This is a genomic window from Pseudoduganella sp. R-34, assembly GCF_049904655.1.
Taxonomy (GTDB): Bacteria; Pseudomonadota; Gammaproteobacteria; order Burkholderiales; family Burkholderiaceae_D; genus Rugamonas.
Window position 1 is genome coordinate 2,735,292 of record NZ_CP184572.1, and the last position, 11,456, is coordinate 2,746,747.

Genomic DNA, 11,456 nt, shown 5'->3' on the forward strand with positions numbered 1-11,456 from the left:
CAACCGGGTCTTTACGATGCGAATATTGCTTTCCTTGTTCCTGTTTCCCCTTTGCGCCAGCGCCGAAAGCGAGATGGTGAGTGTCGAGGTCAAAGCGGCCAGCACCTTGCAGCAACGCCGCGATGACGGCGCGGGCCGGGTTATCGTTTCACGCGATGAGCTGTTACGCTACGGCGATTCCACCTTGTCCGAGGCCCTGCAGCGCCAGCCGGGAGTTACGGTAAACGGGGGGCAGGTGCAGTTGCGGGGGCTGGGCGGCGGGCGTACGCAATTCTTGCTGAATGGCGAACCGGCGCCGCCCGGGTTCTCGCTGGAGAGCCTGGCGCCGGAGCTCGTCGAACGTATCGAGATCCTGCGCAGTGCAACTGCCGACAGCAGCACCCAAGGCATCGCCGGCAGCATCAATATCGTTTTGCGCCGAAGCACTGGGCGGGCCCGGTCGCTGGCCTCGCTGGCCGGCAAGGACGCTGGCGCCGGCTTGTCTCCAGAAGCGTCGTTCGACCTGTCGCGTCCCGGCGAGGACTATTCCGGCAACGTGGCGATACAGGCCGCACGCGGAAAGAGCGCGCCGGCAAGCCGCATTTTCGAGAGCACCTTGTCGGCCCGGCGACTGACTGCCGAAGCGAACTTCTTGGCCACGGAGCGCATCGGCCTGGCGCCGCGCCTGACCTGGAAATTCGACGGCGGAACGAAGGTAGCCTGGCAAGGCCTGCTGGACCATGTCCGCAATCGCAACCGTGGCAGTAGCGGGGAAACTGCGCTGCTCGGCGCATCGAGCGATTTCCCGGTGAGCGCATACATGGCCGATGCCCGCATCGGCATCGCGCGTAGCGATATCGAGGCCAGTCATCGTCTTGGGGACGCAAACCGCATCGATTGGAAGGCTGGCCTGGCGCATAACCGGCGCAACAGCGACTATCTTTTCACCGGAAGTGACGCGTCAGGCGATGCGGTCTGGCTGCGCCGCGTGATTTCCAGCGCCTCGGACGATACCGCCAGCAGCAGCGGAAAATTGCGTCTTGGAGGCAGCAGCGGACATGTACTGGCGGCAGGGTGGGATGGTTCGGTGGCGCGGCGTTCGGAATGGCGGCGACAGGAGGACGCCAGTGCGGCAGGCGAGCCGCTTGGCGAGATTGACCAGCGTTACACCGCCCGCGTGCGGCGCTTTGCCGTGTACGCCCAGGATGAATGGAGGGTATCGCCCGGACTTGAGGCGTACATCGGCCTGCGCTGGGAAGGGCTGCGCACGATGACCAATGGACGCGACCTGGCGGACGTGAGCAGCAGCACTGCCGTCTGGAGCCCGGTGGCGCATTTGCTCTGGCGCCTGCCCGGTTCGCGCGACCAGCTGCGGCTTGGCCTTGCACGCAGCTACAAGGCGCCCAATACGCGCGACCTGGTGCCGCGCCGTTTCACCGTCAATAATGGCAACGGTCCGGCAAATCCCGATGTGCAGGGCAACCCCGCATTGCGCCCGGAGCTGGCATGGGGTATCGATGCCGCGTACGAAAGCTATTTCGGCCAGGACAGCATGGCCAGCGTGGCGGCATATCATCGGCGCATCGCCAATGTCATCGAGCCGGTTCTTTTCGAGGACAATGGCAAATGGGTGGCGGCACCGGGCAATATCGGCGGCGCCGTGACCCGCGGCCTGGAGTTTGACGGGCGCCTGGCTTTGGCGGCGGGGACGATGGCGCGACTGAACGTGGCACGCAATTGGTCGAAGGTGGATTCCGTGCCGTCGCAGGGCAACCGCCTTGGCGAGCAAGTGCCGCTTACCATCAACGCGGGTTTCGATTTTCGCTTTGCAGCGGGAGTGACGGCGGGCTTCAACTGGAACCTGCAGAAGGGCGGCCTGGCGCATATATCTGCCTCGCAATGGACCGGGCGAAGCACCGAGCGCCGGCTTGACTTGAACGCCGCCTGGCAATTGCGGCCAGGCCTGACCTTGCGCGCCACGGCAAGCAATGCATTGAGTCTCGACACCTGCAATACGCAAATTTTCGAGGACGGCCGCCACGATTCCTTGCGAAGCGTGACAAGCAGTGGGCAGCGCACGTTCAAGCTCGCTGCGGAAGTCGCGCTATGACGCTACAATTGCGCCCGTCTAAACAAGTGGAGTAGGGAAATTAAGAAGCTTGCACTGATCTTTGCACTGATTTGCACTCATTCATACGCAGACACCGTCATCGGCGTTTCCGATGGCGATACCCTGACTGTGCTGAGCAAAGGCCGTCCGGTCAAGGTTCGCCTGGCGAATATCGATGCGCCGGAAAAGAAACAGTCTTTCGGCGCGCGTTCGAAGCAGTCGCTGTCGGACCTTTGCTTTGGCCGCGACGCGACGCTCGACTCGGGGAAACAGGATCGTTACGGACGCACCGTGGCCGTGGTCCATTGCGGCGACGTCAACGCCAACGTGGCGCAGGTGCGCAAAGGCATGGCCTGGGTCTACCCCCAGTACAACCATGATCCTTCGCTGCCGGCAATCCAGGCCGCAGCGCGCAGCTCCCGGGTCGGTTTATGGGCGGAACGCGAGCCGCTCGAACCCTGGTTGTTCCGCAAGGAGCGCAAGGCGCGCAGCAGCTACCTGAACTAGTGGACTGTGCCCTGAACGCCGCCCTGCAGCCGCCGTCAATCTGTTTTACTATTATCCGCCTGACGACACCCAACTCAAGAGGACCAAGATGGCGGAATTCAAATTGCACTGCTTTGCTGCTTCCGGCAACTCGTACAAGGCAGCCCTTTTCCTGGCGCTGGCCAACGCGGACTGGGAGCCTGTGGTAGTGGACTATTTCGGCGGCGAGACGCGCACGGAAGGCTGGCGTGACAATCTCAATGAAATGGGAGAGATTCCGGTGCTCGAGCACAAGGGGCTGAAGATCAGCCAGTCCGGCGTGATCCTCGACTACTTGGCCGAGGTGACCGGCAAATTCGGTCCTCGCACCGATGAAGAGAAGCGCGAAATCTGGCGCTGGATCCTGTTCGACAACCACAAGTTCACCAGCTATTACGCGACCTTGCGCTTCATGTACGGCCTGCAGAAGACCGGCGACACGCCCGTCACCCAGTTCCTGCGAGATCGTGCGATCGGCGCTTATCGCATCGTCGACAAGCACCTGGCCGCCAACAAGTTCCTGGTTGGCGACCGCCTGACCATCGCGGACCTGTCGCTGATTGGCTATGTCTACATGCCGGAGGAGACCGGGATCGACCTGGCTGAATTCCCGCACATCGAAGCGTGGAAACAGCGCATCAGCGACTTGCCTGGCTGGCGCCACCCGCACGAACTGATGCCTGGCAAGAAGGCTTTCTAAGCCCAGGCGGTTTATTGCCCACTACAGCAGGAAGGAATGAACTTTTTCGCGGCATGCCGGTATTAACCTGCATTGTGATTATTTGAGGATCCCGACATGCCACAACATTCCCGCCTGCTCATTCTCGGTTCAGGTCCTGCCGGTTACACGGCCGCCGTCTACGCTGCCCGCGCCAATCTGCAGCCAACCCTGATTACTGGCCTCGAGCAGGGCGGCCAGTTGATGACCACGACCGACGTGGAAAACTGGCCGGCCGACCCGCTGGGCGTGCAGGGGCCGGATTTGATGCATCGCTTCCGCGACCATGCCGAGCGCTTCGGCACCCGCTTCATTTTCGACCATATCCACACCACCCACCTTGATGAGCGCCCGATCCGGCTGGTCGGCGATGCCGGTGAGTACACTTGCGATGCCTTGATCATCGCCACCGGCGCCTCGGCCCAGTACCTGGGGCTCCCCTCGGAGCAGGCATTCATGGGACGCGGTGTGTCGGCCTGCGCCACTTGCGACGGTTTCTTTTACCGTGGCCGCGAAGTGCTGGTGGTGGGCGGCGGCAATACCGCGGTGGAGGAGGCGCTTTATCTGTCGAATATTGTGGCGCGCGTGACCCTGGTCCACCGGCGCAGCCGGTTCCGCGCAGAACCAATCCTGGTCGACCGCTTGATGTCGAAGGTTGCCGAGGGAAAGGTTGTCCTGAAACTCGACACGACGCTGCACGAAGTCCGGGGCGACGATGCCGGAGTAAGCGGCGCGGTACTGCGCGACGCCAGCGGTGAACTGGAAGCGCTGGCGGTGCACGGCGTCTTCATCGCCATCGGGCACAAGCCCAATACCGGCATCTTCGAAGGCCAGCTGGCGATGCGGGACGGCTACATCAGGACGAAGTCCGGCCTCGACGGCATGGCAACCCTGACCTCGATCGACGGCGTGTTTGCGGCGGGAGATGTGCAGGATCACATCTACAGGCAAGCAATTACGAGCGCGGGGACAGGCTGCATGGCGGCACTGGATGCACAGCGCTACCTGGAGCAGCTTTCCAGATAGGCCGGGAGGGGCGTCAGGGTTCTTCTGCCAGGAAGGCTTGCATCGCCCTGGTCGGCCTGCCGTCGTCGCCCCAGGCGCTGAGCGGGTATTTGCTCCAGCTGCGCGCGCCCAATGGTTCCCAGTAGATCACGCCCAGGCCCTTCTGGTTGGGCACCGCCTTGACCTTGCGCTGCACGGCGACCAGCATCTCATACGTGTTTTGCGGGCGCTTGTCTTCGCCGCCCACCTCCACGATCATGACCTCTTTGCCGTAGCGCGCGGCCATGCCGTTCATATTGCGGGCAAGGGCGTCGATCGACTTTTTATAATCCGGCTTGCCGGGCAACCAGTAGGGGTAGTACGACATGCCGATCACATCGTAGCGTGCGCCGTTGGCCCTTGCATTGTCGAACCAGGTCCTGAAACGCTTGCTGTCATTGCCGCGGTCCAGGTGCAGGATCACCTTGGATGCAGGGCTGACGGCCTTGATGGCATCGTAGCCCTTGTTGATCAGTTGCGCCAGTTGCGGCCAGTTCCTGGTGCTGCCTTCGGGATAAATCATCCCTCCCGGCGTTTCATTCCCAACCTGCACCCATTCCGGCGCGACGCCAGCCGCCTGTAGGGCGGACATGACGTCATAGGTATAGCTGTAGACGTCTTCCAGCAGGCGCGGGAAGTCGTGGCCTGCCCAGGCAGCGGGCTTGTTCTGCTTCGACGGATCGGCCCAGCTATCGCTGTAATGGAAGTCGATCATCACCCGCATGCCCATCTTCTGCGCGCGAACGGCCATGGCCACGGTTTCGTCCTTGCTGTTGTGGCCATTCGTCCTGTCGTCCGAAGGATTGACCCAGGTGCGCAGTCGCACCGTATTGATGCCGTGGTCCTTGAGGATTTGCAAGGCGTCTTCCTGCTTGCCCTGTTCGTCATGGAACTTGTAGCCGGTGGCTTCCATTTGCTGGAGCCAGCCGATGTCGGCTCCCTTGGCAAATTCCCCGGCTCCGGCAGGCGTCGCGATTGCAAGGAGCAAGGCAAGCAGCGCACCAATCTTCTTCATCATCCTCTTTCGCTAATTTTGGTGGCACAATGCTAGACCAAGGACAGGCTTCGCAGGTATGACGAAACTGGTGCGGGCCATGCAGGATTGATATGAGACTTTGATCGAGGTTTCAAGATGAAGACATCCCATCAGTTGAGCGAACTCCTCGAACAGCGCTTTCTCAAGAACATGGAGCGCCACCAGGAACTGGCATGGAGCGCAGTGCAGGCACGCCTGGATGCGCATCCAGGCAAGCTTCGCGTACTCGAGGAAATGGAGCGTACCGGCGGCGAGCCCGATGTCGTGGGCGTGGACGCCGCGACGGGTGAAGTCGTGTTCTGCGACTGTTCGCCGGAAAGCCCGGCAGGGCGGCGCAGCCTGTGTTTCGACCGGGCCGCACTGGATGGCCGCAAGGAAAACAAGCCTTCAGGCAGCGCGCTGGAAGCGGCAAAGGCGATCGGCATCACGCTGCTGACCGAGGCCGAGTACCGCCACCTGCAAACGCTGGGTGAATTCGACCGCAAGAGTTCAAGCTGGGTGCAGACGCCAGCCGACATCCGCAAGCAGGGCGGCGCCCTGTTCTGCGACCGGCGCTACGGCCATGTCTTCCTGTACCACAATGGCGCCGAGTCGTATTACGCGGCGCGCGGCTTCCGCGGCATCCTGAGGGTTTAAGGCGGCAGGTAGCGTTCCAGTGTTTGCATCATCTCGTCGATATCGAGGGGCTTGGGAATGAAGTCGTCCATTCCCGCAGCCAGGCAATCGGCGCGTTCGGATTCCATGACGCCTGCCGTCATCGCCACGATGGGCAGCTTCAGGCCCAGTTCCTGGCGGATGATGCGGGTCGCCGTGTAACCGTCCATGACCGGCATCTGCACGTCCATCAGGACCAGGCGGTAGGCCTCGGGCGAGGCGCGCAGGATGCGCACCGCTTCCTCGCCGTTGCCGGCGACATCGATGGTAGCGCCGGCGCGCTCCAGGATGCCGACTGCGACAAGCTGGTTCATCGCGTTGTCCTCCACCAGCAGCAGGCGGCCGCTGATGCGCAAGGCCGGCGCTGCATCCGCCTGCACCTCATGCAGGTCGGCCTTGTCCAGCACCTCGTGCACGGTATCGTACAGGGCGGACGCGGTAATCGGCTTGGTGAGCAGGCCTTCTCGATCGGCATCGTCTTCGAGCATTTTGCTGCGCTCGTAGGCGCTCACCATGAGTATCACGGGAACTGCCGGTCCTTGCGCATGGCGCAGCGATTCGATATAACGCTGGTCTTCGCCGGGCACGCTCCAATCGGCGAGTATCACGTCATAAGGCAAGTTGCGCTGGGCGGCGAGGGCGAGCATCTTCTCCACCTCTGCCCCGGAGGAGGCAACGTCGACGCCCCAGCCCCAGGCTTGCAGCGTCTTGGACAGGTAGACGCGGCTGGTGAAGTGGTCGTCCAGCACCAGCACGCGCAGCGGCCGTGCGCCCGCGCCGCTTGGCGCCTGCTGCTGGCCGGCCGGTACGGCGCCGAAGGGCAGGGTGACGGTGAAGGTGCTGCCTTCGCCCGGCCGGCTTTCAAGCGCGATGCTGCCGCCTTGCAGTTCGACCAGGCGCTGGCAGATCACCAGCCCGAGCCCGGTGCCGCCAAATTTGCGGGTGACGGATTCGTCGGCCTGGGCAAAGGGCGCAAACAGGTTGGCCTTTTGTTCCGCCGAGATGCCGATACCGGTATCGCACACGATAAAGCGCATGACGGAGCGCTGCTCGTCGCACTCCGCGCATTCGACCTTCAGGCTGACTTCACCCCTTGCCGTGAACTTGATGGCATTGCTGGTGAGGTTGACCAGCACCTGTTGCAGGCGCAGGGGATCGCCGAGCAGCATGCGCGGAACGTCCGGTTCGACGCCGATGGCCAGTTCCAGCTCCTTCTCGCCGGCGTTCACGCTCATGATGGTGGATACCGCGTGCAGTACCGCGTCAAGTTCGAAGCGGGTCGTATTGAGCTGGACCTTGCCGGCTTCGATCTTGGAGAAGTCGAGGATGTCGTTCAGCAGTGCCAGCAGGGACTGCCCCGAAGTGCGCAGCATCGTCAGGTAGCGCCGCTGCTCCAGCGACAACGGGGTGGTGGTCATCAGATGCGCCATCCCCAGCACGGCATTCATCGGCGTGCGCAGTTCGTGGCTCATGTTGGCGAGGAAGGAACTCTTGGCCGCATTGGCTGCCTGCGCTTCCTTGACCGCCTCGCGCAAGGCTTCCTGCGACTTCTTCAGCTCCGTCACGTCGCGCAGGACGCCGACGAAACGATATTTGCCTTCGTCGCGGATGGCGCTGATGGTCAGTTCAACGGTGAACTGGGTGCCGTCCTTGCGCAATGCGGGCAGTTCGACGGCGCCTTTACCGATCACGTGCGGATCGCCGCCCGACAGGAATCGCCGCATGCCATGCTGGTGCGCGGCGCGTATCGGCTCCGGCATCAGCATCTGGATGCCGGCGCCGACGGCTTCTTGCGCTGAGTAGCCGAAGATTTCGCTGGCCGCACGGTTGAAGGTTTCGATCCGGCCTTGCTCGTCGATGGTGACGATGCCTTCCCCGACGCTGTCGACAACAGTGCTGATGCGCACGTTGGCGTCCTCGAGCTGGTCGGTGCGTTCGTGGATCAGGCTTTCAAGCTGCCGGATCTTGCCGCTGATGAACCAGGCCAGGCCGAAGCCCGCCAGCAGGAGCGCCAGCACGATCCAGGTAAGCCAGGTGACGGAGGCCAGCAGCTCCTGCAAGATGGTGGCGCGCGGCACGCCGACCGCGACGGCCCAGCCGCTGCGGCTGGAGCGGGTGAAAATCGTGTACACCGGGATGCCTTCCAGCGTCGTGGACTCGAACACGGCTTCATCGGTCTCGCCCAGCCGCTTGACCAGGGCGTCCGAGCCGGGCTTGCCGACAAAGCGCTCCGGTTCGTGGGTGCGTGCAATGATCACGCCTTTACGGTCGAAAATGGCAAGCACCCGATCCCTGGGCAGGGTTCCGGAAGCGAGGACGCGCCCCAGGTTGCCGGGCTGGTAGCCAACCGAAAGGCAATAGACGACCTGGCCGCCCCGTATGACCGGCACATGGACCGCGACCAGGGGCTTGCCGGTAACGCCGCCAATAAAGACGTCCGACACCACGACTTGCCCCGTTTCGAACACGCGCTGGATACGTTCGCGGCTGCCGGGGTCGGGAATCTGCTGGCCGAAGGGGAGCAGCGTGTTGAGGAGCTGGACCGAGTCGCGCGTGCTGAGCACGATGTTCGAACCGGGAAAGCTGGCATTGACGATATTGACCGCTTTGCGGTGAAAGCCGGCCAGGTCGCCCTGGTCGAGTTCCGCCGACATGGCCAGCGCCCTGGCCGCAGTGATGCCGAGGTCGAGATCGCGGTCGACCGCCTGCATCATCGAGCGCACGACGAACAGGGAATCGCGCTCGACCTGGGCCCGTTCGCGGGTATAGAAGTGCTGGATCAGCAGGCCGAAGCCCAGGGCCGCGGGGAGGGCGCATGCCAGCACGAGTGCAAACAGCATGCGGCGAATGGTGGGCCTTCTTGGTTGCCGAATTTGAGCCAAGTTGCTTCTTCCTTCGGATGGGCAAGTTGTAAGCTGGTCATGGCATTGTACAGTTGTAGGCCTCGACTGGGCGCTGGATTCCCACTGTGCGCATCGCCCGCTCGGCAACGTCGGCAATACTGGGATGGGCATCGCCCCAGCGGTCGAAGGGTGTGCGCAAAATGGCAATGATCTCGGGATCGGCTACCCCTGCCATGGCAAGATAGGCCCAGGCATATACACCGCCGTAGACGAAATCAATGCAGTGGGCATTCAGGATAAGGGAAGATGTGGGCGTGCGCATGCAGTTTCATGGTGAAGCTAGCGCACAAGAGTGGGGTGCAGCGGATATCAGGGCGGCGGCAGGCGGGATCGGGCATGCCGGAGCGTAGTGCTGCACTGTAGCACGCGGCAAGGCTTCATATCAAGTTTTGCCGCCCGCACCCGGCCCTCGGTCAGGATTGCCTGTAGCCGTGTGCGTGAAGCCATCAACGGAAGCGGTGAGCTGATTCACGAACGGCTTCAGGACGTTTCGGGCGGCGGCAGGAAAAAGCTGCGCGGCGCCTGGCGGAAGCGCTGCCATACCATGCCGGCCAGGGCCCGGCCGCGGCCGAAACTGACGCGGCGCGAACGCAACGCAACCATCAGGGCCAGCGAGAAGCTGACCGCCAGGTTGGTCAGCGCGATCAGCACAATGCCCGACAGCGACAGCAGCCATTGCTCGGTGCTGAGCTGGTAGTCCAGTCCAACCAGCGCGAAAGCGAAATTGGCGCTCGAGAAGGTCACATGGCGGATGTCGATCGGCAGTCCCAGCACGTATCCGATGGTGCCGATCGTACCGAGCATGATGCCGAAGAAGAAATTACCTGCAAGTGCGCCAAGGTTGCGGCCGATGTAATCGGTGACGCGCCCCAGCCGCTTTTCGCCCAGCAGCCAGCGCAACCAGTGCAGCTGCCGCAGGCGCGCGGCGATATCGTTATAAGCCGCCTTGTTGTCGTAGTAGCCCGAGATCAGTCCGGCCAGGAACAGGCACACGCCGGCGATTGCCGCATGCGGCAAGGCCAGGCTATGCAGCGGGTCGATATCGTGCAGCAGGTGCTGGGCCTTTTCCGCGCCGGCCAGGTGCTGGCCGAACGCCGCCTGCCATCCCACGGCGATGGCGAAGGCGGTGGGCATGGCAAGCGCCACATTGCCGACGATCGCCACGAATTGCGAGCGCAGCACCCTGACCACCAGCTCGGCCAGTTCATCGAGCTTCTTCTGGCCTTCGTCGATTGCCGCGGCGATGCGCGCCGCCGTCATTGCCGGCTGCTTGGTGGCCACCGTGAAGTGCAGCACGTGGATCAGCATGAAGCCGAGCGAGTAGTTCAGGCTATACAGCGCGGCGTAGCCGATCGGGGCAAGCAGCAGGCGGGCCATTAATATCTTGAGCGTCGCCATGAAGCCGACGATGAATCCCGCGCCGGCGGCGGAGCGCATCATGGACAGCCATTCGGCGCGCGTGCTGGCGACATAATGTTCGCCCGAACGCCCGGCGTGCTCCGTCACCTGCAAGGCCAGCAACTCGGTATTGGTCTGGAACAGGTCGGTCAGGCTCAGTTTACGATTGTCGGCTTCCACCAGTTGCTGGAACAGGCCGAGCGCGCTGGGCAGGGATTCCTGCAAGGTGGGCGCTTCCAGCAGGTCCAGCAGGATGCGCAGGCGGCCGATGCTTTGCGTCAGGCGCAGGAACAGGCGGGTCAGGCTGACCGACACCCCTTGCACCGATGCCGCCTTGCGCGCACGGCCGATGATTTCTTCGCACTGGCTGAGAAGCACGTCGAGGTGGCGGGCATCCGGCACTGCGGCCTGGGCGTCGACCAGGCGGGCGCGCCAGGCTTCGGTCAGCTGCACCACTTCGGCATTCTGGCGCAGGAAGGGCGATTCGAAGCGTTCGATGTCCGGATGGACGCGCACCAGTTCAGGCTCCAGGCCGATGGCGCTGATGCGGTAGGAGAGCACCTGGATGGCTTCCAGCAGTTCACTCAGCGCCTGCCCCTGCAGCCAGCCATGCTGCGGCAACTGGAGCGTATTGAGCAAGTCCAGCCAGACCGTGGGTTCGACGCCGTTGACCCACTTGTAGTCATCCTGGCGATTGAAGATCTGGCCGAAGACGTCTTTCAGGTAGGCGTCGTTGACGGTCGGCGGCAGCCATTTGTGATTCAGGCGGCGCCATAGCTCGCCGAAGAAGCCCTGGTTCTGCAACACGCCGGTATCGGTGAGCAGGTGCACCAGCTTGCGCTGTCCGATTACTTCGGCCAGGTATTCGCGCAGGGCTTGCGCCCACTCTGGCCGCGTAGCAAGCAGGTGCGCCAGGGCGCGCAGGCGGTTGGTAGCCTGTTGCAGGTCATTTGCATGGCGGGGACGTACAGTGCCGACCAGTTCCTGCAGCAGGGATGTATCGCGCGACGGGGCCGTGGCCTGGATGCGCGCCAGTATGCTGTCCATCATCATTCGCGACAGCATACTGGCGATCGCGCTGCTTGTCCA

The 11,456-nt window shown here is 63.0% G+C and carries 9 protein-coding genes; 5 read left to right on the plus strand and 4 right to left on the minus strand.

Annotated features, from left to right (window positions below; all coding sequences use genetic code 11):
• Positions 1-25: 25 nt before the first annotated feature.
• From ACN9MW_RS12700 to trxB, 4 genes are all read left to right on the plus strand, one after another.
• Positions 26-2,089, plus strand: a complete 2,064-nt coding sequence (locus ACN9MW_RS12700; RefSeq protein ID WP_426171173.1) for a TonB-dependent receptor plug domain-containing protein — start codon at positions 26-28, stop codon at positions 2,087-2,089.
• A 129-nt stretch (positions 2,090-2,218) separates the two neighbouring features.
• Positions 2,219-2,596 (plus strand): thermonuclease family protein, encoded by a 378-nt coding sequence (locus tag ACN9MW_RS12705; protein WP_426171174.1) that lies wholly within the window; start codon positions 2,219-2,221, stop codon positions 2,594-2,596.
• A gap of 88 nt (positions 2,597-2,684) precedes the next feature.
• Positions 2,685-3,314, plus strand: coding sequence for a glutathione S-transferase family protein (locus tag ACN9MW_RS12710; protein WP_426171176.1), 630 nt, complete (start codon positions 2,685-2,687; stop codon positions 3,312-3,314).
• 96 nt (positions 3,315-3,410) lie between these two features.
• Positions 3,411-4,358, plus strand: coding sequence for a thioredoxin-disulfide reductase (trxB, locus tag ACN9MW_RS12715; RefSeq protein WP_426171177.1), 948 nt, complete (start codon positions 3,411-3,413; stop codon positions 4,356-4,358).
• Positions 4,359-4,371: 13 nt separating this feature from the next.
• On the opposite strand, the gene ACN9MW_RS12720 is transcribed toward trxB, so the two are convergent.
• On the minus strand, positions 4,372-5,394 hold the full coding sequence (locus tag ACN9MW_RS12720; protein WP_426171179.1) for a glycoside hydrolase family 53 protein: 1,023 nt from the start codon (positions 5,392-5,394) through the stop codon (positions 4,372-4,374).
• Positions 5,395-5,508: 114 nt separating this feature from the next.
• Here ACN9MW_RS12720 and ACN9MW_RS12725 point away from each other — a divergent pair, with 114 nt between their 5' ends.
• On the plus strand, positions 5,509-6,048 hold the full coding sequence (locus ACN9MW_RS12725; RefSeq protein WP_426171180.1) for a DUF4256 domain-containing protein: 540 nt from the start codon (positions 5,509-5,511) through the stop codon (positions 6,046-6,048).
• Here ACN9MW_RS12725 and ACN9MW_RS12730 read toward each other — a convergent pair.
• From ACN9MW_RS12730 to ACN9MW_RS12740, 3 genes are all read right to left on the minus strand, one after another.
• The gene (locus tag ACN9MW_RS12730) at positions 6,045-8,906 is read right to left on the minus strand and encodes a response regulator (protein ID WP_426171181.1); all 2,862 of its coding nucleotides are present in this window, start codon (positions 8,904-8,906) and stop codon (positions 6,045-6,047) included. The two genes, ACN9MW_RS12725 and ACN9MW_RS12730, sit on opposite strands and share 4 nt — an antisense overlap.
• Before the next feature lie 79 nt (positions 8,907-8,985).
• Entirely contained in the window at positions 8,986-9,231 is a 246-nt protein-coding gene (locus ACN9MW_RS12735) for a hypothetical protein (RefSeq protein WP_426171183.1), read from the minus strand.
• 218 nt (positions 9,232-9,449) lie between these two features.
• A complete protein-coding gene (locus ACN9MW_RS12740) occupies positions 9,450-11,432 on the minus strand; it encodes a site-specific recombinase (protein WP_426171185.1) in 1,983 nt (660 codons plus the stop codon).
• Between the last annotated feature and the right edge of the window lie 24 nt (positions 11,433-11,456).